The sequence below is a fragment of the Synechococcus sp. KORDI-100 genome (assembly GCF_000737535.1).
Taxonomy (GTDB): Bacteria; Cyanobacteriota; Cyanobacteriia; order PCC-6307; family Cyanobiaceae; genus Parasynechococcus.
Genome location: NZ_CP006269.1, coordinates 1,933,449 through 1,955,962, shown reverse-complemented (window position 1 = coordinate 1,955,962; position 22,514 = coordinate 1,933,449). Strand labels below are relative to the sequence as shown.

General features: G+C 62.3%; 20 protein-coding genes. 7 read left to right on the top strand and 13 right to left on the bottom strand.

The window, feature by feature from the left end; translation table 11 throughout:
• Nucleotides 1–59 precede the first annotated feature (59 nt).
• Together KR100_RS10020 and KR100_RS10015 are read right to left on the bottom strand one after the other, a co-directional pair.
• Nucleotides 60–440, bottom strand: a complete 381-nt coding sequence (locus tag KR100_RS10020; protein WP_038545432.1) for a DUF4332 domain-containing protein — start codon at nt 438–440, stop codon at nt 60–62.
• Nucleotides 437–889, bottom strand: coding sequence for a DUF2518 family protein (locus KR100_RS10015; protein ID WP_038545428.1), 453 nt, complete (start codon nt 887–889; stop codon nt 437–439). The genes KR100_RS10020 and KR100_RS10015 overlap by 4 nt, the downstream gene beginning before the upstream one ends.
• A gap of 33 nt (nt 890–922) precedes the next feature.
• Between KR100_RS10015 and KR100_RS10010 the strand changes: the two genes are divergently transcribed.
• From KR100_RS10010 to KR100_RS09990, 5 genes are read left to right on the top strand one after another with little or no spacing between them, the layout of a single operon-like run.
• Nucleotides 923–5,404, top strand: a complete 4,482-nt coding sequence (locus KR100_RS10010; RefSeq protein ID WP_162176514.1) for a translocation/assembly module TamB domain-containing protein — start codon at nt 923–925, stop codon at nt 5,402–5,404.
• A gap of 2 nt (nt 5,405–5,406) precedes the next feature.
• Nucleotides 5,407–6,309 (top strand): ROK family protein, encoded by a 903-nt coding sequence (locus KR100_RS10005; protein WP_038545422.1) that lies wholly within the window; start codon nt 5,407–5,409, stop codon nt 6,307–6,309.
• Nucleotides 6,310–6,323: 14 nt separating this feature from the next.
• The gene (locus tag KR100_RS10000; RefSeq protein ID WP_038545417.1) at nt 6,324–7,631 is read left to right on the top strand and encodes a glutamate-5-semialdehyde dehydrogenase; all 1,308 of its coding nucleotides are present in this window, start codon (nt 6,324–6,326) and stop codon (nt 7,629–7,631) included.
• Between the two features lie 5 nt (nt 7,632–7,636).
• On the top strand, nt 7,637–8,014 hold the full coding sequence (locus tag KR100_RS09995; RefSeq protein ID WP_038545414.1) for a dihydroneopterin aldolase: 378 nt from the start codon (nt 7,637–7,639) through the stop codon (nt 8,012–8,014).
• Entirely contained in the window at nt 8,011–8,601 is a 591-nt protein-coding gene (locus tag KR100_RS09990) for a triacylglycerol lipase (protein WP_038545411.1), read from the top strand. Before KR100_RS09995 ends, KR100_RS09990 begins: the two co-directional genes overlap by 4 nt.
• On the opposite strand, the gene KR100_RS09985 is transcribed toward KR100_RS09990, so the two are convergent.
• The 6 genes from KR100_RS09985 to thrS all read right to left on the bottom strand — a co-directional run bounded on the left by KR100_RS09985 (nt 8,598) and on the right by thrS (nt 16,642).
• Entirely contained in the window at nt 8,598–10,700 is a 2,103-nt protein-coding gene (locus KR100_RS09985; protein ID WP_038548572.1) for a M3 family metallopeptidase, read from the bottom strand. The two genes, KR100_RS09990 and KR100_RS09985, sit on opposite strands and share 4 nt — an antisense overlap.
• Nucleotides 10,701–10,705: 5 nt before the next feature.
• Nucleotides 10,706–12,277 carry an NAD(P)H-quinone oxidoreductase subunit 4 gene (locus tag KR100_RS09980; RefSeq protein ID WP_038545408.1) on the bottom strand — a complete coding sequence of 524 codons (1,572 nt, stop codon included), beginning with the start codon at nt 12,275–12,277 and terminating at the stop codon, nt 10,706–10,708.
• Between the two features lie 57 nt (nt 12,278–12,334).
• The gene (gene thrB / locus KR100_RS09975; protein WP_038545405.1) at nt 12,335–13,282 is read right to left on the bottom strand and encodes a homoserine kinase; all 948 of its coding nucleotides are present in this window, start codon (nt 13,280–13,282) and stop codon (nt 12,335–12,337) included.
• 14 nt (nt 13,283–13,296) lie between these two features.
• On the bottom strand, nt 13,297–14,331 hold the full coding sequence (locus KR100_RS09970; RefSeq protein WP_038548568.1) for a glucokinase: 1,035 nt from the start codon (nt 14,329–14,331) through the stop codon (nt 13,297–13,299).
• A gap of 83 nt (nt 14,332–14,414) precedes the next feature.
• Nucleotides 14,415–14,813, bottom strand: a complete 399-nt coding sequence (locus KR100_RS09965; RefSeq protein ID WP_038545401.1) for a DUF1824 family protein — start codon at nt 14,811–14,813, stop codon at nt 14,415–14,417.
• Complete coding sequence (gene thrS, locus KR100_RS09960; protein ID WP_038545398.1) at nt 14,813–16,642, bottom strand: threonine--tRNA ligase; 1,830 nt, start codon at nt 16,640–16,642, stop codon at nt 14,813–14,815. The genes KR100_RS09965 and thrS overlap by 1 nt, the downstream gene beginning before the upstream one ends.
• Before the next feature lie 29 nt (nt 16,643–16,671).
• On the opposite strand from thrS, the gene KR100_RS09955 reads away from it, so the two are divergent.
• Nucleotides 16,672–17,004, top strand: a complete 333-nt coding sequence (locus tag KR100_RS09955) for a DUF2605 family protein (protein ID WP_038545393.1) — start codon at nt 16,672–16,674, stop codon at nt 17,002–17,004.
• A gap of 4 nt (nt 17,005–17,008) precedes the next feature.
• Here KR100_RS09955 and KR100_RS09950 read toward each other — a convergent pair whose 3' ends face one another.
• The 5 genes from KR100_RS09950 to KR100_RS09930 form a co-directional block, all read right to left on the bottom strand.
• Nucleotides 17,009–17,671: a glycoside hydrolase family 104 protein gene (locus tag KR100_RS09950; protein WP_156098166.1), complete on the bottom strand. Its 663-nt coding sequence runs from the start codon at nt 17,669–17,671 to the stop codon at nt 17,009–17,011.
• Nucleotides 17,672–17,912: 241 nt separating this feature from the next.
• Nucleotides 17,913–18,926 (bottom strand): tryptophan--tRNA ligase, encoded by a 1,014-nt coding sequence (trpS, locus tag KR100_RS09945; protein ID WP_038545391.1) that lies wholly within the window; start codon nt 18,924–18,926, stop codon nt 17,913–17,915.
• Between the two features lie 3 nt (nt 18,927–18,929).
• Complete coding sequence (locus KR100_RS09940; RefSeq protein WP_038545388.1) at nt 18,930–19,496, bottom strand: hypothetical protein; 567 nt, start codon at nt 19,494–19,496, stop codon at nt 18,930–18,932.
• A 15-nt stretch (nt 19,497–19,511) separates the two neighbouring features.
• Nucleotides 19,512–20,039, bottom strand: coding sequence for a hypothetical protein (locus KR100_RS09935; protein WP_038545384.1), 528 nt, complete (start codon nt 20,037–20,039; stop codon nt 19,512–19,514).
• The gene (locus KR100_RS09930) at nt 20,032–20,976 is read right to left on the bottom strand and encodes a cation diffusion facilitator family transporter (RefSeq protein WP_051847456.1); all 945 of its coding nucleotides are present in this window, start codon (nt 20,974–20,976) and stop codon (nt 20,032–20,034) included. Before KR100_RS09930 ends, KR100_RS09935 begins: the two co-directional genes overlap by 8 nt.
• A gap of 116 nt (nt 20,977–21,092) precedes the next feature.
• On the opposite strand from KR100_RS09930, the gene KR100_RS09925 reads away from it, so the two are divergent.
• A complete protein-coding gene (locus tag KR100_RS09925; RefSeq protein WP_038545381.1) occupies nt 21,093–22,409 on the top strand; it encodes a YcjF family protein in 1,317 nt (438 codons plus the stop codon).
• The last annotated feature ends 105 nt before the right edge of the window (nt 22,410–22,514 follow it).

Genomic DNA, 22,514 nt, shown 5'->3' with positions numbered 1-22,514 from the left:
AATTCGTTCGTATTTCTCACAACTACCCAGCCCGCTCCTGGAGTGGAAGGTCGAATGGGTCAGTTCGTCAGTTGCCTGGCCCGACGAATCCAGTTCTGGGCGACCCGGAGATCGACGACAGCGCGTCGTCCGCTGCCAAGGCTGCGTTCCAGGCGTCCGGTCTGACGCACCAGTCGTTCCGGGGTGCATTTGGCCAGAGCCGAGGCACTGGCGATGCCGGCATGCATCAGCAGAGCAGCGTCCTGTGGGGCCAGCTCCAGGTCGCAGACCAGAACAGCCATGCCGCGAAGGCGATGCAGGTTGCGGGCTGAGGAGCGACCGGTGCGGACCAGGCGGCTCAGTTCAAGGTCACTGAGATCACGGAGATCCGGCCAGGTGTCGATACCAGCCGCTGCCAGATCGGCCTGTTCATGACGAAAGGATTGCGGAAGATCGTTCATCGAATCGGTGCTGAGCGGAAATCGCGCAGCGTGTCGCCGAGAACCACAGGACGGCTGCTTCCGTCGCCTGTAGATTCAATTGCTCGCAATCGAATCTGAACCACGCTGCTGCTTCGTCCTGCTCCGCGGAGGTTGGCGGCGAGTTGCTCAAGGGTCGGCGCCACGTCTGCCTGGTTCAGCCCGTCCGGTGCCTGGGCCACCACCAGATCGTCGCCGTTGTCAAACACGATCGGGGCCCGGACAGCACCCTCCACCACCACAGGTGGGCTGTAGCTGAGTGCGAAAGCCCAACAGCTGATGGCCAGCAAAAAGGTGAAGCTGCTGACTCCCACCAGCCGGAAGCGCAATCCCCATCCAGCCAGAAAGCCGATCACGGTTAAAACACTGAATCCGACACCAGCCCACGCCAGCCAGGGAGCCGTGGTGAGCAGCAGCTGATCGAAGGCCATGGACGCTGGTCGTGATGAAGGGATCTCCTTATATTGCGCGCACTTCGGGGGACAACGTCGCGGTTCATGGGAGAAACGCGGCGGATTCCACGAGCCGGAATCGCCCTCGCCAGCAGCGCTCTTCTGGTGGGTGGTCTAGCGATCGGCTTCCTGGCCGTTGATCGGGGTGCTTCGGATCTGGTGAACCGGCTGCGACCGGAGCTGGAACGTTCCCTGTCCGGTCCCCTCGGCCATCCAGTTCAGATCGGCGCTTACGAGGGCCTGCGTTCCTGGGGGCTGGCCATCGGTCCCTCCAAAATCCTGCCGACGGCGAAGGATCGATCGACGGGATCTCTCGACCAACTGGAGATTCGCCTGGATCCCCTGGCCAGCCTGCGCAACTGGCAGCCGGTTCTGGCGCTTGATGTGCGCGGCGTTCGCCTTGATCTGCGCAGGGATGCCCAGGGGCGTTACTGGACTCCTGGGGCCGCGAAGGGATCTCAGAAACTGCCGCGGATCCGACTGAATGTTCGCCTCCTGCAGCCCGCCCAGATCAATCTCTCCCCCGTGGGGGAGGCCTTTCGTCTTTCAGGTCGTGGTGCAGTCGAGCTGGCCGACAGCTGGTTCAGTTCTTCAACCCGTCTGCAGTGGCTTGACCAGGGAGGATCCGTCGCCCTGCAGGCCAGCGGGCGCTGGGATCAACCGCAGCTGCTGCTGCGGACCAGCTTGAAGGACCTGAAACTGAACCGTCTGGTCAGGGTCCTCTCCCAGCAGGCCAACGCTGATGTTCAGGGGCGTCTGGATGGTGCTCTGCGGTTGCAACTCCAGAAGGGACGGATCGGCTGCCGCGGCAATGTTCAGTTTCAGAACGTTCAGGTCCGTCGCGACAAGCGCTCCGAACCGTTGCGCTCAAAACGTCTGGGAGTGTCCTGCAAGGACGAAATCCTGACGTTGCAGGGCGGTCAGCTGCGTTACGGCGACTGGTCCGCTGAGGCTTCTGGGTCCGTTGCTCTGAATCGCTCCTTCGACCTCAGGTTTGATGTCCGGAACGCCAGGCGAAACGATCGGCTGGACCTGCAGATGGATGGTCCCTGGGGGCAACCGCGCTGGCGTGTTGAAGGCTTGGTTCAGCTGCCTGAGAACAGTCCTGTGAATGGGCCGATCACCCTGAATGGCCAGTTGACGACACCCTGGACCGATCGTCAGCAACCGCTTGCCCGTGTTGATTCCCTGCAGCTGAAGGCTCCGGGTCTGCAACTTGCGCTTCAAGGAGAGGTGTTTCCGGCGTTGCGTCTTCGCAGTACGGAGCTGAGAGCTGAGCCCTTGAGTTGGCGCTCGCTTCCCGGAATGCCCCAGGCCCTCGGAATGAACGGTCCGATTGAGGGCATGCTGCTCTCCCAGGGCACGTTGACTGAACCTGCTCTCGAACTGCAGCTTTCACAGGCAGCTAACCCCTTCCTGGATCACTGGGATCTCAAAGCCAGCTGGTCCAGGGCCAGTGGTCTTGCCGTTCTCGAACGGTTCAACAGCCTCGCCCTCCAGGCCGAGGGTCGGCTGCCGCTCAGCCTTGATCCCGATGGTGTCCAGGTCGGAGACCTGCAGGCCGGTCTCAACCTTCGCGATATCGATCTCAGTCGCCTCACACCACTGTTGAAGGTCCCGATGGCGGGAGCACTCTCGGCCCGCGGCAGTGTCAGCGGACCCCTGCAGGCTCTGCGGCCAGACCTGGCACTGATGCTGCGTGAACCCAGGGTGGGATCGCTTCAGGTGCCTGAGACCTGGCGAGGTCATCTGCGTGGTGTGATCGGACGGGGAGCGACGCTTGATCTGGCTTCAAAGGCTCCCGGCCAGGTCAGCGGCGAGCTGCGAGCTCAGCTCGCCGCTGACTTCTGGCCGACCCAGCTCAAGCTTCAGCGTGGTGAGGGTCGACTCTCGATGGTTGGCAGCGACCGCGACTACAGCTGGCAGGCGGATCGCTTCGTTATGGATGGGCTCCAGCTGGCCCTTCCCCCGCAGCAGCGTTTTCAGGGTGTATCCGGTGACCTGAGCGGTGAGGGTCGCGTGGCCTTCGCTCCACTGGCGTTCAGCGGTGCCGCCCGCATCGAGGAGCTGGCGACCATGGGAGTCCCCCTCGACACGCTAACGCTGGAGGGGCGTCTCGCCGATGAGCGTTTCCGGCTTGAGGGGACGCTCAACCCAGCGGATGGTGAGGTCCACGTTTCAGCCGATGGTGTCCTCCAGGGCGCACTCCGCAGTCGTGCTGAGGTCTCAGGATTGAGCGTTCCCTGGCTGATCAACCTGGCGCGTCAGTTGCGGGGCCAGGATCCCCTGGATGGGAAGGATCCAGGCAGCGCTCAGGATCTGGGGAGCTTTGTCATCGATACCTTCGGCGGCAGCATTGACGGCCAGCTGAAGGCGTTGTCCCTCTCGAAACAGGCCCTGCAGGCGTATGCGGAAGAGAATCCTCAGAAGGGTTTCGATCCGCAGGATCTGCATGGCCGGATCGATGCGGTCATGACCCTCAACGGTCCACGCCCTTCAGCGCTCGAGCTGGATCTGCAGGCCCAGGGTCATCTCTGGCTCAACGACGAGGATCAGGATCGGGCTCTTCAGATGGAGCCCGTTGTCGCGGTACTTCGGGGCCCGATCAGTGGTGGAGAAGGTGAATTCACCCTGCTGCACCTGCCGTTCTCCTTGATGGCGTTGTTCGCTCCCGTTCCGGCAGCCCTGAAGGGCGCCGTCGGTCTCACGGGGCGTTACCGCTTTGATGCTGAGGGGCCATCGATCGAATCGGCTCTCGCCTTTGAAGACGCCTCACTTGGCGGAACGCCACTGATCCTTGACCGTCGCGCTTTGACTTATGGACCCGACGGCATCAGCATGGATCTGGCGCTCCGGGGCAAGAACACCAAGGAACCGATCACGGTCCTTGGCACCGTGCCACTCGGCGGCAGCGACTCCCTGGATCTGGAGATTGAAAGCCATGGGGACGCCCTCGATGTTCTGACCCCTCTGGCTGGGAACTCGGTTGACGTCAAACGCGGCGACATCGATCTGCGCCTGATCCTGCGAGGAACGCTGGAGGACCCCGAAGCCAACGGCTTCCTCGTGATGCGCAACGGAGATGTCGTGATCGCCGATCAGGAGATCCGCAAGCTCAATGCGTCGATCTTCTTCGACTTCAATCGAGTGGAGGTCCAGACACTTGCTGCTGAGCTGGCTGAGGGAGGAACCCTCAAAGCCTCCGGCGCCATTGGCTTGCTGGAGTCCCGTCAGGAAGACAAGCCACTCTCGATCGAGCTGACCAACGGACGCATTCGTCAGTCGATTGTCGAAGTGACGGCGGCGGGCCGGGTCACGGTGGATGGCTCGCTGCGGGCGCCTATTCTCAGTGGAGACCTGTCTCTCAACCATGGTGTGATCCGCCCGCGTCAGAGCCTGCTGACGCGGGTCCGCGGCACGATCACCGGATCGCAGTCCGATACGGGCTCTGGCCGCTCGATGAGCTCCGGTTTGGTGCGCTCCCCTGTCAAACCCGTATCTCTGGATTCATTGATCGAGGAGAACTGGGATTTCAAGGAGCCTCTTGTGCTGTTCGGTCCAGGGACCACGCCGAAGCCCTCCCGGCAGCTCAAGGCGTTCATGCCGGATCTCCCGGCTGTGCAGTTCCGGAACCTGCGCCTCAAGCTGGGACCGGATCTGGCGGTTCGGATGCCGCCATTTGTGAACTTCCGCGGCGGTGGTCAGCTGCTGCTGAATGGTCCTTTGGACGACTCTCTCCAGGCCCGCGGTTTGATCCGTCTCAACCGAGGGCGTATCAGCTTGTTCTCCACCACGTTCCGTCTGGATCCAAGCGCTCCGAACGTGGCCGTCTTCACCCCCTCGCTCGGCCTCGTGCCCTACGTCGACATCGCCATGAAGTCGCGGGTGTCTGATTCGGTCCAGGCGAATGCGGCCAGTGGCACCACCTCCAACATCTTCGAAACCAACGGTCAGGGAAGCCTTGGGTTGGCGGGTGGACAGCTGCGTCTGGTGAAGGTGACGGTGCAGGCTTCCGGCCCTGCCAACCGGCTGCTGGGCAATCTCGAGCTGCGCAGCTCACCTCCGATGTCCCAGTCGCAGTTGCTGTCCTTAATTGGTGGAAACTCCCTGGCTGGTCTCGCTGGAGGCAGTGCAGGTGCGGCCCTTGCCACCGTGCTCGGTCAGACCCTCCTGTCACCGGTTCTGGGCACCCTCTCCGATGTGATGGGGGAACGGCTGCATGTCGCTCTGTATCCCACGTACGTCACCCCGTCGGTGAAATCCGAGGAGGAGCGCAAATCCGGCCGTGTGCCGCCAACCTTCACGATCGTCACTGAAGCCGGACTTGATGTTAGCGACCGATTCGATTTCTCCGTCCTGGCCGCACCAGACAATTCCGATGTTCCACCTCAGGCTTCGGTGACATATCAGGTGAATCCCAATACGACGCTCTCTGGTTCGATCGATACCGATGGGACCTGGCAGACCCAGCTGCGGCTCTTCTTCCGCTTCTGAGCATGGATCAGGTCATCGGGATCGATCTCGGCGGCACGGCGATCAAGTTGGCCCGTTTCACGGCGGAGGGTGAGCTGCTGGCGCAACTGGAGCGGCCCACTCCCCAACCGGCCGTGCCGGGGGCCGTCACGATGGCCCTCTGCGAAGCAGTCGCGGAGCTCGATCCTGGCCGACAGGCCGCGTCGGTTGGTGTCGGTTTGCCGGGGCCCATGGATGCCCAGGCCAGGGTGGCCAGGGTCTGCATCAATCTCCCTGGCTGGGAGGAGGTTCCTCTTGCGGAATGGCTCGAACCCCGTCTGCAGCGGCGCGTCACCCTGGCCAACGACGGCAACTGCGCCGTGGTTGGAGAGGCCTGGCGTGGAGCGGCCAAGGGATTTGAAGATGTGGTGCTGCTGACCCTTGGCACTGGGGTCGGAGGCGGCGTTCTGATCAATGGAGCCTTGTTCACCGGTCACAACGGTGCCGCTGCTGAGCCTGGACTGATTGGGGTGGATCCAGCGGGGCCGCCGTGCAACAGCGGCAATCGAGGCTCTCTCGAGCAATACGCCAGCATCACCGCCCTGCGCCGACTCTGCGACCGGGAACCGCGCGAGCTGAGTGAGGCAGCGGACGCCGGCCAGTCCGAAGCGATCCAAACCTGGGATCAGTACGGCCGTCAGCTGGGCGTGGGCGTGAGCTCGCTTGTTTATCTGTTCACCCCTCAGTTGGTCTTGCTGGGGGGAGGACTGGCCGGAGCCGCTCATCATTTCCTGCCTGCGGTCCGCCGTGAGGTGGAGCGTCGGGTGCAGGCGGTCTCCCGGGAAGGTTTGAGGATCGAGGCCTGTGCTCTCGGCAATGGAGCCGGTCGGCTGGGAGCGGCCAAACTCGCTCTGCAAAGGCTGGGCGGGATGATGACGCATGACTGATTCGCATCACAGCCATGTCGTCCGTCCCAGAGCCTTCGGCGGAACTGTTGCAGAGGGCTGGAGCCGTCCGCATGGCGGCGGTGTCCCTCGGGCAGACCTCGGATCTCCAACGTGCTCAGGCCCTCAACGCCATGGCCGATGCATTGGCCGAAGCTGCGGAGGCGATTGTTGCAGCCAATCGGGAGGATCTGGATCGCTCAGCTGCTGAGGGTCTTGCCCCAGCGTTGATGGCTCGGCTGAAGCTCAACGAAACCAAGCTGGCCGGAGCGATCGAAGGTGTGCGGAAGGTGGCTGCTCTGCCAGACCCCTTGGGCAGTCGGCAGTTGCACCGAGAACTGGATGAGGGCCTGGTGCTGGAGCGGCTCACGGTGCCGCTCGGGGTTGTGGGGGTGATCTTTGAGGCACGCCCGGATGCGGTGATGCAGATCGCTTCCCTGGCGATCCGATCCGGCAATGGCGCCATTCTGAAAGGAGGCAGTGAGGCCCGTTGCACCAATGAAGCGGTGATGCAGGCCCTTCAACAAGGGCTCAGCCGCAGCGAGGTGTCCCCTAACGCGTTGGCATTGCTCACCACACGTCAGGAGAGCCTCGCCCTGTTGCGGCTGGATGGCCTGGTGGATCTGATCATTCCCCGCGGCAGCAACGAGCTGGTGCGCTTCATTCAGGACAACACCCGCATTCCGGTGCTTGGCCATGCCGATGGCATCTGCCATCTCTACGTGGATGCTGCCGCTGATGTGGGGCAGGCCGTACGGGTGGCCATCGACAGCAAGACCCAGTACCCGGCTGCCTGCAACGCCATTGAGACCTTGCTGGTGCACGAGTCGGTCGCCAAGGCCTTCCTCTCGGCAGCGATCCCGGCGTTTGCGCAGGCCGGAGTCAGCCTGCGTGGGGATGCGGCCAGTCAGAGCATTGGTGTTGCGGAAGCTGCCACGGAGGAGGACTGGCAGACGGAATATCTCGATCTGATCCTTGCGGTGCGGGTGGTCTCCGATCTGGACGTCGCCCTTGATCACATCCGCCGCTACGGCTCGCGCCACACCGACGCCATCGTCACCGGCGATTCGGCGGTGGCTGATCGCTTCACGTCCGCCGTCGACAGTTCAGGGGTGTACCTGAACTGTTCGACCCGTTTTGCCGATGGCTTCCGCTACGGCTTCGGAGCGGAGGTGGGCATCAGCACCCAGACCCTGCCGCCCCGCGGTCCCGTCGGTCTGGAGGGACTGGTCACCTACCGCTATCGCCTGCGCGGTGATGGCCACATCGCCGCTGATTACGCCGCTGGAACGCGCCAGTTCAGCCATCGCGATCTGCCGCTCTGACCGTCATGGATGCGATCCATGTGCGAGATCTACGGCTTTGGGCTCACGTTGGGGTCCTGGACCATGAACGGCGCGATGGCCAGTGGTTCCGACTGGATCTGAGCCTCTGGCTGGATCTCAGTCAATCCGCTGCCGATGATGATCTCGCCTTCAGCGCCGACTACAGCCTGGCGATCCGAGATCTGCAGCAGCTTTCGCGGTCGATCCGCTGCCTCACGATCGAGCACTTCAGTGAGCAGGTTCTGAATCGCCTGGAGTCGCTTTACGGACCCGTTCCGATGCGCGTGGAACTGAGCAAATGTGCGGCACCGGTGCCTGGATTCAGCGGCGTGGTGTCTGTCGAACGCTTCCGACATCAGCCTCCAACCCATGCTGATTCATGAGTCGCGCACTTGTGTTAGTACATGGGCTCTGGGACACCCCGCGCCTGTTCCGGCGGTTGATCCAGACCCTGGATGATCCTGAACGGCCACTGCTTGCTCCCCACCTGCCCCATCGCCTGGGAGCCGTGCCGTTGCGCCAGCTGGCTCGTGATCTCGATCGCGAGATCCGAGCACGGTTCGCTGCGGATGAGGTGATTGATCTGCTTGGATTCTCGATGGGTGGCGTGGTGGGCCGCATCTGGTTGCAGGAACTGAACGGGGCCCAGCGCACGCGCCGATTTTTCAGTGTTGGAAGTCCTCAGCATGGAACCCTTGCCGCTCAACCGATTCCACGGGCGTTGCTGGCCGGTGCAGCGGACATGAAAGTGGGGAGTGCCCTGCTGCGGGATCTCAGCCGCAGCTCCCAGACCCTGGAACGGCTGGACTGTCGCAGTTATTTCTGCCATTGGGATCTGATGGTGTGCCCGTATTGGACAGCCATGCTTCCCTGTGGGGATCAGCAGGTGATTGACGTCTTGACGCACCAGCAGCTGATGTCCCACCCCAGGGCCTTAGGCGTCTTTCGGGAGCACCTCGCCGAGGACTAGGCCGCGGCAACCAATCCGGAGTGGCGGATCAGCGCCTCGCTACTGGCCTGGCGACCACGGAAGGCAGCGAACACCTCAGCCGGTGCGCGACTGCCGCCAAGGCTCAGCACCGTGTCCCGGAACCGTGCACCCGTGGCCCGAACCTGGTCCTCGTTGTCCAGGCCAGCTTCCTCAAACGCTGCGAAGGCATCGGCGCTGAGCACTTCCGCCCATTTGTAGGAGTAGTACCCGGCTGAGTAACCGCCGGAGAAGATGTGGCCGAAGGCGCAGAGGAACTGATCCTCCGGGATCGGATCGATCACCGCGGTGTTGCAGGCCACCTCACGGCGCAACTGATCCGGTGTCAGGCCCAGCTCCGGTGTCCAGCGGCTGTGGAGGCGCAGATCGGTGAGGGCAAAGTGCACCTGCCGCAGGGTGGCTAATCCGGCATTGAAGGTGCGGTTGCGTTGCAGTTTGTTGAATTCCTCCTCCGGAAGAGGTTCTCCGGTCTGCCAGTGGCGGGCCATGCCCATCAAGGTTGCGCGATCGAGACACCAGTTCTCCATGAACTGACTTGGCAGCTCGACGGCGTCCCACTCGACATTGTTGATCCCAGCCGCTTCCGGTTCGTCAACGGTGGTCAGCATGTGCTGAAGACCGTGACCGAACTCGTGGAACAGGGTCTCGACTTCTTCAAAGCTCATCAGGCTGGGGGTGTCCCCAACCGGTGGTGTCTGATTGCAGATCAGATAGGCCACAGGCAGCACCTGGTGTCCATCGCTGCCGATGCTGCGGCCGAGACAGCAATCCATCCAGGCACCGCCCCGTTTGCTGGCCGGTCGACTGAAGGGATCGAGATAAAACGCCGCGATGGCCTGCCCGTTGCGCCTCAGAACCCGGAAGAAGCGGACATCCTTGTGCCAGATCGGTGCCTCCCCGTCCGCAGCCTGGATCTCGACATCGAAGAGGCGTTCACAGAGGCCGAACAGGCCCTGGAGCACCTGGGGAAGCGGGAACCAGGGCCGCAGAGCCTCCTGATCCAGATCAAAACGTTCCCTGCGGAGGCGTTCGGACCAGAACGGCAGGTCCCATGGAGCGAGGTCATTGGCCTCAGCTGCTCCATGGCGTGCTGCACAGTCCCTGAGATCCGCCAGTTCGCGTTCCGCTGCGGGGTAGGCCGCAATGCGCAGTTCCTCGAGCAGTGCCTCAACAGCGTCCACGTCCTCAGCCATCTTGCTGGCGAGGCTGCGTTCGGCCCAGTGGGCATAGCCGAGACGCCTGGCCTGCTCGATGCGCAGCCTCAGAATTTCATCGATCAGGTCCCTGTTGTCCAGCTCGCCGCTGCTGGCACGGCTGACATGGGCTCGGTAGATGGTTTCACGCAGACCGCGATCCTCCGCATGGGTGAGAAAGGGCAGGTATCGCGGCATGTCAAGGCCCAGAAGCCAGGGCCCATCAGCAGCTGTGGCTTCGCCGTCTCCCGCCTCTCGGGCTGCGGCGGCAAGGGCCTCGAGAGCGCGTTGAGGCAGGCCGGACACCTGGGCCTTGTCGGTCAGCTTCAGCGTCCAACGCTGGGTGGCATCCAGAACATGGTTGCTGAAGGCCGTTGAGAGTTCCGCCAGCCGTTCACTGGTTCGGTTGAAGGCCTGCTGTTCTTCGCCACTCAGACCGACGCCCCGTTGATCCATCGAGAGCAGCTCGCTGGCCAGGATGCGTTGGCGGGTTTCATCCAGGGGTTGGTTGGGGGCATCGCGGAGGTGGCTGAGAGCCTGGTGGAGCACAGCGCTCTGGCCAAGGCGATTGCCGAGACGCACGACATCACCGAGCTGACTGGCGTGGGCATCGCGTAACTCCGGTGAGTTGCAGACACCGTTGAGGTGGGAGACCACGCCCCAGCTCCAGCGCAGCCGTTCTCCAATGCGCTGCAAGGCTGGCATCACCGCTTGCCAGTCGAGGAGTTCATCCTTCGCCAGAGCCTCACTCAGCCTGCTCTCCAGTGCGCTGAACTCCTCCTCAAGGGTGGAGATCAGAACTGGGATATCGCTGCGGACCAGGTCAGGCGTGATGGACTCGAATCGGGGCAGCCCAGATCCTTTGAGGAGTGCAGAGGTGGTGGTCATCGTCATCAACCGAGGGGAAGGCGTTGGATCAGAGCCATCAGGCTGTGTTCTCCAAGGCGTGTGGCCAGGGCATCGGTGGATGCCTCGTAGAGATCCATCGCGACCCGAGGCCAGACGCCAATCACCAGCGTGGGGACCAGCAAGGTGAGTCCGATCACCAGTTCACGCGGGCGCATGTCGTCGATGACGGCAAGAGCTGGGATCCTCGGCCCGAAAAACACACGCCGGCACATGGACAATAGGTAGATGGGCGTCAGCACCAGGCCGATCGCTGCGAGAAGAACGCTGATCGACCGGAACAGGGATGTGAACCCTTCCTGGCTTGTGATGCCAAGGAAAACGGTGATCTCGCTGATGAAGCCGCTCATGCCAGGCAGTGCCAGGGAGGCGAGGGAGCTGGCCAGAAAGAAAGCGAAGGTGATCGGCAGAGCTTTGGCCAGGCCTCCCATGTTGGGAATCGACAGGGTCTTGGTGCGTTCGTAGAACACCCCGGTGACGAAGAACATGGCCGCGGCGATCAGGCCGTGACTCACCATCTGCAGCATGGCGCCGCTGACTCCAAGCGCATCGACAGCGCCGATCCCAAGCAGGACAAAGCCCATGTGGCTCACGGAACTGCAGGCGATGCGACGTTTGACGTTGTCCTGGGCAAAGGCATTCAGTGCTCCATAGACGATGTTGACGATGCCGAGGATCACCAGAGCCGGTGCCAGCTGAAGGTGGGCATCGGGCAGCATCTGGACGTTGAACCGCAGCAGGGCATAACCGCCCATCTTCAGCAGCACGCCCGCCAGCAGCATGGAGACCGGCGCATTGGCTTCACCATGGGCGTCCGGCAGCCAGGTGTGGAGGGGGAACATCGGCAGCTTCACGCCGAAACCAACCAGGAAACCCAGGTAGCAGAGCAGTCCAAAACTGCCCCCTGGCGAGCGAGCCGCGAGTTCCCCCAGATTGAGCGTGAACTGATCGCCGGAGAGAGCAAGGGCCAGGCCACTGATCAGGATCAGCAGCGAGGCCAGGGCTGTGTAAAGGATGAACTTGGTGGCGGCGTACTGCCTGTTCTGACCGCCCCAGATCGCGATCAGCAGGTACACCGGCACCAGTTCGAGTTCCCAGGCCAGGAAGAACAGCAGAAAGTCCTGGGACAGAAACACAAGTCCCTGGGCGGATGCCTGCACGAGCAGCAGGGCGAAATACAGGCGGGATTTACTGGTGACCGACCAGCTTGCAGCGACGGACAGCAGGGTGACGAGGCCGCTGAGGACAACCAGCGGGGCTGACAGGCCATCAGCGGCCAGGGACCACTCAAGACCAATCACGGGGAGCCAGCTGACGCGCTCCACCAGCTGCAGTCCCGACTGGGAGGGATCAAAGCGTGTGGCGAAGACCGCGACCATCAGCAGCAGGTCGACCAACAGCACGCCGAGGGCGAGGTTGCGAGGCAGTGGCGACGGTTTGCTTTCGTCTCCCGGCAGAAGCGGCATCAGCATCGCGCCGACCGCTGGAAGGAGAACAATCAGGGATAACCACGGAAAGCTGGCCTGGGACGCGGCCAACAACGGCAGTTCTGCGTCCATTCCCTGACCTCAATCGTGAACAAACCTAACAGCTCCATTGGCCCTTTTTGGGTAGATCTACCCATCATCGGCAGGTTGCCAGTGGCTGCCTGAAGTCTGCAGATCCAGAACCGGCGCCCGACTGGCCACACCAGCAGCTTCCCATGCGCGCACCATCGCCGCGCTGACGGCTTTCCCCTTGTCCTCTGAACACAGGGCAATGATGCTCGGACCAGCTCCACTGATCGCGCAGCCCCAGGCACCGGCCTCGAGGGCGGAGGACTTCACCTGATCACCTCCCTTGATCAGTCGCCAGCGATAGGGCTCGTGCAGGCGATCGTGCATTCCATCAGCGATCAGATCGCCATTGCCTGTCCGCAGTCCCTGCAGCAAGAGGGTCAGGGCTCCGAGATTCACCACGGCATCACTGAGCGGGATCGCTTTGGGCATGGCACGGCGCGCTTCACTCGTGCTGAGGCGGATCGACGGAATCGCAACGACAGCCTTGATCGCTGACGTCCACTCACAGCGCACAACGCGCCAGCGCTGGGACGCGGCCTTGGCGGTCATGCACAAGCCTCCCAGCAGCGAGGGGACCACGTTGTCCGGGTGTCCCTCGATGTCAATCGCCAGCTCAAGAAGCTTTTCTTTGCTGAGAGGGTCTCCCACCAGGGCGTTCGCGCCTATCAGTCCCGCCACGATGGCGGTCGCGCTGCTGCCAAGACCGCGGGCCGGAGGAACGGCCAGGCGAACCCTGGCCTCCAGGGCAACCGGTTCGAGTCCTGCTGCTTTCCAGACCCGCTGGGCAGCTCTGTACACGAGGTTGTCAGGCCCTCCGCGCAGATGACTTCCCTCCGTTCCCTCAATGATGAGTTCAAACCGCTCACCATTGCCTTCGATCCGTCGCATCGCGAAGCGGTTGTTCAGATCGAGTGCCGCACCGAGACAGTCGAAACCGGGCCCCAGATTGGCGGTGGTCGCGGGAACATCCACCACCACTTTCTGCCCGATGCGCGGCTGCGACATCCCATGCGATCCGTTCAGGTCAGTGTCTCACCTGGCTCCGCAAGCATCCGTGCCCGGCAGCCGGCGCTGAACAGTCCTGCCAGTGGATCGATGACGGCGGTGACGTTCAGGCTGCCCATGAACTCCTTGAAGCGCCCCTTCTCTCGCAGCGGGGTCAGGAAGGTGTCTGAGCGCAGTCCCGCCAACTGTTTGGCTGCTGTGCCCCCTCCGATCCAGAGCCCGCCGCTGCAGAGTTCATGCAAGGCCACATCGCCGGCTGCAGCGCCGTAGGCCGAAAGCCAGAGCTCCTGGGCATGGTGCATGAGATCGTCACCGTCGGACGCGGCACGGCTCACCTGGGCCGGGAAGTCATCGGCTGTGTTGCTCCGCCATGAGGTCGCCATCTCTCGCAGTGGGTGGTTCTGGGCATGGGGTTGATTGAGAAGCCAATGGGCCACGTGCCCCAGGCCTGTCCCACTCACGATCCGCTCCACCGACAGTCGATCAAGGCCGAGATCACGCTTCAGCCAACAGGCCAGCTGCCATTCCTTCTCGGTTCGGGCAGCGAATTCACGGTGTCCACCCTCACAGGACAGGGAGATCAGACCTCGATCCGTGTGCATTCCCCGGGCCATGCCCAGTCCGGTTCCGGCTCCGAGAATCGCCACCGGCCCCTGATCCCGGTGTCCGTCCTGGAGCACCACCTGTTGTTCCGCGTCGAAATGAGGAAGCCCATAGATCAGCACGCCGAAATCGTTGACCAGTTCAAGCCGCTGCGTGCCGGCCGCCGCCGCCAGGTCCTCCTCCTTCAGCTGCCAGGGGAGATTCGTGATCTTCGCTGTCCTGTTCCGGACGGGGCCTGCCACTGCGATGCAACCGTGATCAGGGGCCGGGATCTCGGCAGGTCGTTGGCTGATGAAGGCCTGAAGCATCGGCTCCAGAGAGCTCCATTCACTGGACTTGAACTTCTCCTGATGGAGGGTCGTCAGGCGACCGTTGTTCAACCCGTAAAGCGCCAGGAGGGTCTTGGTTCCTCCCATGTCGCCTGCGAGAAGGGTGGTGCCGGCCATGCGGGTTCCGAGAATCCGTCTTTCCTCAGGCTGCGGCTCGCAACACAACTCGGCAACGGCTGATGTTGTTCAGGGCATCGGAATCAGAAAAAATCAAGCGGTAGCGGCCCCCAGGTGTTGACCATGCCGGCCTGATCGTCGGGTGTTTCATGACGATGACCGCTGATCAGGATCCCCTGCCCGAGCCCATGCTCGATTCGGATGCGAATCGAACCATTGATCTGGTTGGCTTTGAGAAACACCGGCCCTGCTTCTTCGGTGGTCTGCACCACCTGCATGGGGTTCCACCCCTGTTGGGTTTCAAGACGCCTCAGAGCCTCCAGAGCAGCGCCGGACGACGGGGCCATCACCCCGATGGTGAACCATTCGGCCTCCGCCATGGCGGTGGCAAGCTCCCGGCGCAGGCGATCAGCAAGGTCGTCCTCAAGCGTTGGTGCCTCGCGCCAATGCACAAGATCAGCGAGGTTGTTCGGCCTGGGCATCACGCTGGATCCAGCTCCAGTCCGGAAAGCCGCTCCCGCCCGGCTCGTCCTGACGCTTCCACGAGTCGGCTTGCTGTGACCATGCCGAGGTCCCCATCCCGGCGGCTGCGAAGACTGACCGACTGCTGTTCCGACTCCTTGGCTCCGATCACGCCAAGCACCGGAATTTTCATCTGTTCACCGATGCGGATCAATTTGCCGAGGCGTTCACCGCTGCGATCGATCGTGGCGCGGACGCCAACATCTGTGAGTTGCTGCAGGAGACGCTCTGCGTAGGGCTGAACCTCGTCGGTGACCGGCAGAAGCCGAATCTGCTCAGGGGCCAGCCAGAAGGGGAAATCACCGGCGTAGTTCTCGGTCATGATCCCGAAAAATCGTTCCAGCGAGCCGAAGATCGCCCTGTGGATCATGATCGGACGCTGCCGCGACCCGTCCACGGCCACGTACTCGAGATCGAAGCGTTCGGGGAGGGTGAAGTCCAGCTGGATTGTGGAGCACTGCCACATCCGTCCGATCGCATCCTCGATCTTCAGGTCGATCTTGGGGCCGTAGAACGCGCCGCCGCCTTCGTCGATCTTGTAGGACCAACCCTTGCGTTCGAGCGCTTCGACCAACCCCTTTGTGGCCAGATCCCAGACGGCGTCTTCCCCGATCGATTTCTCAGGCCTGGTTGAGAGATTGATTTCGTAGGTACTGAAGTCGAAGGTGGAGAGGATGCGTTCTGTGAGATCGAGGATGCGGAGAATCTCATCACTGATCTGATGAGGGAGGCAGAACACATGGGCATCGTCCTGGGTGAATCCACGCACCCGCATCAGCCCATGCATCACTCCAGGGCGCTCGTAGCGATACACCGTGCCGAGCTCAGCCCAGCGGATCGGCAGCTCTCTGTAGCTGCGCAATTTGCTCGCGTAAGTGAGCACGTGAAACGGACAGTTCATCGGTTTGAGCTGATATTCACGTTCGTCCACCTGCATCGGTCCGAACATCGACTCCTGGTAGAAGTCCAGATGACCTGAAGTTTTCCACAGGCTGATGTCGGCCACATGTGGGGTGTAGAGCAGGTCGTAACCGCCCTCGAAGTGAGCCTGGCGCCAGAAGTCTTCGATGAGGAGACGCAGACGCGCCCCGCGCGGATGCCAGAACACAAGGCCAGCGCCGGCTTCATCCTCGATCGAGAAGAGGTCGAGATCCTTGCCGATGCGTCGGTGATCCCGGCGTAAGGCTTCCTGCTTGCGGCGTTTGTGTTCGGCCAGCTGCTCGGGGGTCTCCCAGGCGGTTCCATAAATCCGTTGCAGCTGCGCACGGTTCTCATCACCGCGCCAGTAGGCCCCAGCGACGCTCTCCAGTTCGAAGGCCTTCGGATTGAGCTCTTTCGTGTTTTCCACATGCGGCCCGGCGCACAGATCCCACCACTGATCCCCGAGGGTGTAGAGGGTGATGGGTTCCGACAGCCCATCCAGGATTTCAAGCTTGTAGGGCTCGTTCTGCGCCTTGATCTTCGTTGCGGCTTCCTCACGGCTCACCTCGATGCGCTCGAGGGGAAGGCGGCGACCGATGATCTTGCCCATCTCCTTTTTGATGGCCTTCAGGTCGGCTTCGGTGAAGGGGTCTGGATTGTCGAAGTCGTAGTAGAAACCGGATTCGGTCCAGGGACCGATGGTCACCTGGGCCTTGGGGAAGAGCGTCTGAACCGCCATGGCCATCACGTGGCTCATCGAGTGACGGATCTTCAGAAGCTGATCGCTTTCGCTGGTCTTGGGAAGAGCGACGGGTGCTGTGGGGGTTGCGGCCGCGCTGCTCACCGGTTCCTGCTCGGGGCCCGCCATCCTATGGGCGTGAGTTCAGCGGCCTCTTCATGTCCTCCGGACAGCCCATCCCCAATGCCTCGTCGGATGCAGAGGAGCTGATGTCGTCGCTCCTGGACTCCCTGCTGGATGACTTCGAACACTGGTTCAACCGCGGGGAGGAACTGCTCGCGCGCTGCCCAACCCGCGTGATGGCCAGCGACGACCAGCAGAGGCTCGCTGACCGCCTGCTGGAGGGCAGGCAGGCCATTGCAGCCACCCGCGCTCTCGTGTCAGCCGCATCGCAGCCGATGGCGGTGTCGATGGACGCGATGACGCCCTGGCACGGCCTCGTCACTGAGGTGTGGAGTCTTGCTGCCCGACTTGGGTCGGTCGAGCATTGAGACGTCAGGTTCCGAGCTGAGTGCGAAGTCTTTCCAGATTGTCGTTGTAGAAACTCGCCAGATCGCTGTGAGACTTCACGGGCTGTCCGTAGGCGCTTTCTCCTGAAGGCATTGGAAAGGACGCCCACTCCGGAGCCAGGCGAGCCATGGCTTCGGTCGTCAGGCCCTTGCGATCAATCTCCTCAAGTGCTCCTCTGCGCTCGGCAAGGTGAAGCGCTGCCTGATCCTGATGCTTTGGTTCGAACGTCTTCAGCTTCAGTTCCTTGGCCACTCCGGCCCAGGTGGAGGGCAGAAACTGGTAGGCACCCGCAGCAGCACTGGCGTAGCGCTTCACGACAATGCGCTCGGGATGACGCGACAGGTCATCGAACTCACCACCGCCGTAGAGAACCTTGTATCCCTTGTCCTCCCCATCCTTCCAGGTGCCTTCCGCGTAGCGGATTGTGTTCAGCAGGGCGCGACGTTCCGGAGTGAGTTCATAGCGACCCTCCTCACTGACATTGGCGAGCATGACGCGGTCCACCAGGTTGCGTGCCTTGGGACGATCGTTATCGGCAGTTGCTTCAGCAAGGGGGGCAACACCTGCGCAGAGAACAAGGCAGGCCACAACGGCAAGCCGCTGGGATGTCCACGAAAGAGCTTTTGTCCTCAGGCCTCTGGAGAGCAGATGCACGCAGTGGTTTTAAAAGTGAGCGACAACCTGATCGACCGGAACCACCAATGGCGAGAGCGGTCACTATGGGGTTGACGTTCCAGGCTGAGTATGTGTACGCAGGGCGGTCTTCGCCATGAGACTCGCGGGACTCGCCCTGCCGCAACAAGTCTCAACGGCCTTTCCGATCGCCTGATCCCGGGCGATTGAGTCGGGTTGACTGATTAGGCAGCCTTATGTGCCTTTGGTGTCCTGATCAGGTTCGCGGGGCGAACCCCATCGCGGAACGCACGCGTTCGAGGGTGGCTTGCGCCACGGTTTCGGCGCGCTCCCGGCCGCTGGCGAGCACACGGTCGAGCTCCGCTGGATCGGCCATCAGTTCACGGTGACGCTGCTGGATCGGATCCAGCGCCGCCACGGTCGCTTCAGCCAGCAGCGGCTTGAACTGACCCCATCCCATCCCGGAGCATTCCTCAGCGGCGGCGTCGCGGCCGCACCCGCTGAGGATGGCGTAAAGCCCCAGCAGGTTGTCTGTTTCAGGGCGATCGGGGTTCCCGAACTCCAGACCCCGCTGTGGGTCCGTCTTCGCCCGCTTGATCTTTTTGTTGATGACATCAGGCGGATCCAGAAGGGTGATGCGGCTTCCTTCATTGGGATCGCTCTTGCTCATCTTGCTTCGGCCATCGGTCAGGCTCATCACCCGAGCTCCCTCCTTGAGAATCAGAGGCTCAGGGACTTTGAGAACAGGCTGGTCCTCACGGCCGAAACGAGCATTGATGCGCTGCTGTGCGATGTCGCGAGCCAGTTCGAGGTGCTGTTTCTGGTCTTCACCAACCGGCACCAGATCTGCGTCGTACAGAAGAATGTCTGCCGCCATGAGCACGGGATAGTCGAGCAGGCCGACCGAGACGTTGTCGCCCTGCTTCATCGCCTTTTCCTTGAACTGGATCATGCGCTCAAGCCAGTTCAGGGGCGTGACGCAATTCAGCAGCCAGCACAGTTCGCTGTGGGCCGATACCTCGCTCTGGACGAACACTGAACAACGGTCGGGATCCATGCCACAGGCCAGATAAAGCGCTGCGGTGGTTCGTGTGTCCCCAGCAAGCCTGGCTGGGTCGTGGGGAACGGTGATCGCATGCAGATCCACCACGCAGACAAACGTGTCGTGGCTGTTTTGCAACTCAACCCAGTTGCGGATCGCCCCCAGCCAGTTACCCAGATGCAGGGCGCCAGTGGGTTGGACGCCGGAGAGAACCCGGGGGCGCGTCATGGTTCAGGCCTCAGCTGACTTGGTGTCCTCGTCTGACTGTGCCTCTTCACCAGTGATCTGATCGGCTGCCGCTGTGTCTTCTGAAGCAGGCGTCTCCTCCGCAGAAGCATCGGCGATCTCGGATTCCGCCGGTTCGGGTTCGGGTTCCGCCGGCTGTGGTTTTGAGGGCCTTGCAAACGGATCAGGCCTGGATCCACGCCCGCCGCCGCCGGAACGTTCATTATCTTGACGTCGGCCCCGCCCGCCGCCGCCGTCTCGCCGTCCACCTCTGGGGGCCTGGGATCGCTGCTGCTGCACCAGCTCATCCAGCTGACCGTCCTCCAGCATCTGGCCGAGGGTTCTCAGAGCAAACCCGAGAACGGCGACTGTGGAGCGGAGTTGGAAGGCCTCTTGAAGCGCTCGTGCGGAGCGCATCTCGTTGTCGCTCAGGCGAATGCGGAATCCGCCACCCTCACGGCCTCCGGGGCGTCCGCCGCGCTGACCGCCGCGCCCCCCTTCTCCGCGATAGCCCTCTCGGCCACCTTCACCCTGATTCCCCTGTTGGGAATCGCTGCTGTAGGAATCACTCATGGCCTGCGGCCCGAATCAGGCGCAAGTGTGGCGCATCGTCGGTGAGCTGTCCGTGACCCAGTGTAAGCGGTGGCCTTCGCGACTCCCCTGTTGAGCCAGCACGAGCAGCGGCAGCACAGTCTCGCCATGGTCGATCCGGTGTCGGTAGTGGCTCACCAGATCGAGATAGCGGCTCAGGGTCCATCCGTCCCTGATGCTCTCGTTCCCTTCCCAGAAGCGACGAAGTGCCCGATGACAGTCCTCCATGCCGAACTCAGCCCAGCAACGCTGCTGGGCCTGTAGTGGGTCAAACCCCTGCTCCAGCAGCGCCCGAAAGCGGCTGAGCTCAGGAGCGTCCTCGCGTCCGTCAGGCGGCAGATGGCGGCTGAGATCCCTGAGATTGATCCGCATCAGCCTCAGCCAGCTGCGCTCCTGAAGCAGGACAGGCAACTGCCAGGACCAGCCGGATGCCAGTCGCACTTCATTGAAGATCTCAGCCAGTCCGAGACGTTGTCTGGCTGTGAGAACGTCCAGAGGATCAGGGCTTCCCTTGTGCTCAGCCATGGGTTCCTGAATAGGTGATTCCCTCCTCCACGTAATCCTTCGGCTCGAGGTGAATCGTGCATCGCACGGGGCCAAAGCTGTGATCCAGCTTCTGTTCCACATGCTCGGTGATGCGGTGCGCTGTGGTCAGATCGTCGGCCTCCACCACCATGTGCATATCGATGAACACCTGCTGACCGAGAACTCCCCGACTGGCGATGTCATGGCAGTTGAGCACCCCCGGCACATCCATCACCTGGGCGTGGATCGCTTCTGGAGCGATGGCGATGTGATCCACCAGCCAGGGCAGCGTCTTGCGCAGCACCTGCCAGCAGACGCGGATCAACAGCAGGGCCATCGGAATCGCCAAGGCGACATCAAGCCAGCTGATCTGAAACCAAAAGGTCCCGGCCATGCCGACCAGGACGAGGACGGTGGTCCAGACATCGCTGGCGGCATGTTGTGCATCCGCCTTCAGCAGTGTGCTGTTCAGGCGACGCCCCTGCTGGTGTTCGTAGCCGGCCAGCAGCAGATTGAAGCCGAGCGCCAGGAACAGCAGCAACAGTTCCGAGGCCGAAACACGGATCGCGGGCAGACCCTCGACCATGCGCTCCCCGGATCGCAACAGGATCTCCAGTGCGGTGAACAGGATGAAACCGGCGATGCCAAGGGCACCGATCGCTTCATATTTGTGATGGCCGTAGGGGTGGTCCCGATCCGGTCTGGGATCGGACAGTGTGTTGGTGATCAGGCCGGTCAGGCTGGACAGGGCATCGGTGGCACTGTGCATGGCATCGGCAATGACTGCCAATGAACCACTGATCACACCCACGATCAGCTTCAGCAGAGACATGCTGACGTTGACGGCCAGCGCCGCCGTCAGGACGGAACGCACCTCCTGGCGGTGATCCAGGCTTGTTGGTGCGCCGGCGTGGTTGTGGGCCACTTTCCCCTGCATGCACCGAATCGGATCTGCTTCCCAAAGTATGGAAAATTGCGCTGTTTGATCTGTGTCGCTGGTCGCATCCGCGACAGTGAGCTAAGACGATTCGTCTGCGGACCTTTTCTTTTCCGTTGAAACTCCCGGTCCTTCTGACACAGGTTGCTCCGGTGTCTCCGGCCTTGATCGGAAAGGTGGCGCTTGCCGGGAGTGGTGTGCTGGTCGGTCAATGGCTGCTGGGTGATGTTCTGCACCTTCCCGGCGGCGGCTTCTCTCTTCTGACCATTGGTGCGGCGGTGTGGTGGCTTGGGCGTGGTTCGGGCCCACCAAGGTTTCAGCAACCTGAAACGCTCTACGGCTGGACCAAGCGATGCAGGGAGGTTCTGGAGCAGTTTGAGGCTCTCGAGGGTGGATCGAGCGCCGATGCGCGTGCTCGAGAGGCCGCTCTTCAGAAGGTTCTGGACCGATCCGCTCCTCAGACGGTCGCCGTTGTGTCGGTGCCGGGTACCGAGATGTTCCCGGTTGAGTCGTGGCAACAGGCCCTGGCTGGATCAGCGCCTCTCACGCTGTCCATGGCCTATCCGTTGGCTGCGACAGATGGTGCCAGATGCTGGCCGGACGCTCTGCGCCAACAGGATGTAGTGGTGCACGTGTTGCGTGCCCCATTGATGGCTGCCGACCTGCTCTGGCTGAATCAGGTGCCAGAGGATCAACCAGCCTGGCTCGTGGTGGGCGGACTCAGCAGCCCGCTGCAGCAGGATCTGCTAAGCCAGCTGCCGCAGCGCTGGCATGAGCGCCTGTTGTTCAGTGCCGTTGATGTCGAACTGCGCGACACGCTGCAACCGCTGAGATTGAGTCTTGGCTCGGCCGAGTCCACCCTGACGATGACGCGCCGCCGTTTGCTGGCGGATCTGCACCGTCGCTGGCAGGCCGATCTCGAGCAGTTGCGGCGACGCCGCTTCCAGGCCCTGCAGCAGCGCACGCAGTGGATCGTCGCAACATCCGTGCTGGCTTCACCGGTTCCCAGCCTCGATCTGCTCGCCATCGCTGTGGCCAACGGGTTGATGATGCGTGAGATGGCCGATCTCTGGGGGTGCCGTCTCCAGCTTGATGTTTTGCGGGAAGCAGCGGGCCAGCTGGCTCGGGCGGCTCTGGCCCAGGGTGTCGTCGAGTGGAGTTCTCAGATGCTTCTGGGACTCGCCAAGATCGACAGCGGCAGCTGGCTGGTGGCTGGAGCGATGCAGGCCCTGAGCGCTGCCTACCTCACCCGTGTGGTGGGTCGTTCGATGGCGGATTGGCTGGCGATCAATGCGGGGGTTGCCGAGCCGGATCTGCAGCTGCTGAAACAACAGGCACCTCTTCTCGTTGCCAGGGCCGCAGAGGAGGAACGACTCGACTGGCCAGGCTTTCTGCAGCAATCAAGGCACTGGTTGCTTCACGAAACTTCATGACGGCTTCATGAAGTCGTCATGAAGAATGATTGAGACCTGCATCGGAATATTTAATCGCCGTGATTTAAGCGCATCACTCCATAGTCTTTGCTCAGCCTTCCTTGC

Excerpts from the sequence above, each read along its gene's own strand:
- KR100_RS10020 (WP_038545432.1), bottom strand. The coding sequence starts at position 440 with ATGAACGATCTTCCGCAATCCTTTCGTCATGAACAGGCCGATCTGGCA.
- KR100_RS10015 (WP_038545428.1), bottom strand. The coding sequence starts at position 889 with ATGGCCTTCGATCAGCTGCTGCTCACCACGGCTCCCTGGCTGGCGTGG.
- KR100_RS10005 (WP_038545422.1), top strand. The coding sequence starts at position 5,407 with ATGGATCAGGTCATCGGGATCGATCTCGGCGGCACGGCGATCAAGTTG.
- KR100_RS10000 (WP_038545417.1), top strand. The coding sequence starts at position 6,324 with ATGTCGTCCGTCCCAGAGCCTTCGGCGGAACTGTTGCAGAGGGCTGGA.
- KR100_RS09995 (WP_038545414.1), top strand. The coding sequence starts at position 7,637 with ATGGATGCGATCCATGTGCGAGATCTACGGCTTTGGGCTCACGTTGGG.
- KR100_RS09990 (WP_038545411.1), top strand. The coding sequence starts at position 8,011 with ATGAGTCGCGCACTTGTGTTAGTACATGGGCTCTGGGACACCCCGCGC.
- KR100_RS09985 (WP_038548572.1), bottom strand. The coding sequence starts at position 10,700 with ATGACCACCACCTCTGCACTCCTCAAAGGATCTGGGCTGCCCCGATTC.
- KR100_RS09980 (WP_038545408.1), bottom strand. The coding sequence starts at position 12,277 with ATGGACGCAGAACTGCCGTTGTTGGCCGCGTCCCAGGCCAGCTTTCCG.
- thrB (WP_038545405.1), bottom strand. The coding sequence starts at position 13,282 with ATGTCGCAGCCGCGCATCGGGCAGAAAGTGGTGGTGGATGTTCCCGCG.
- KR100_RS09970 (WP_038548568.1), bottom strand. The coding sequence starts at position 14,331 with ATGGCCGGCACCACCCTTCTCGCAGGCGACATGGGAGGAACCAAGACC.
- KR100_RS09965 (WP_038545401.1), bottom strand. The coding sequence starts at position 14,813 with ATGCCCAGGCCGAACAACCTCGCTGATCTTGTGCATTGGCGCGAGGCA.
- thrS (WP_038545398.1), bottom strand. The coding sequence starts at position 16,642 with ATGGCGGGCCCCGAGCAGGAACCGGTGAGCAGCGCGGCCGCAACCCCC.
- KR100_RS09955 (WP_038545393.1), top strand. The coding sequence starts at position 16,672 with ATGTCCTCCGGACAGCCCATCCCCAATGCCTCGTCGGATGCAGAGGAG.
- trpS (WP_038545391.1), bottom strand. The coding sequence starts at position 18,926 with ATGACGCGCCCCCGGGTTCTCTCCGGCGTCCAACCCACTGGCGCCCTG.
- KR100_RS09940 (WP_038545388.1), bottom strand. The coding sequence starts at position 19,496 with ATGAGTGATTCCTACAGCAGCGATTCCCAACAGGGGAATCAGGGTGAA.
- KR100_RS09935 (WP_038545384.1), bottom strand. The coding sequence starts at position 20,039 with ATGGCTGAGCACAAGGGAAGCCCTGATCCTCTGGACGTTCTCACAGCC.
- KR100_RS09930 (WP_051847456.1), bottom strand. The coding sequence starts at position 20,976 with ATGCAGGGGAAAGTGGCCCACAACCACGCCGGCGCACCAACAAGCCTG.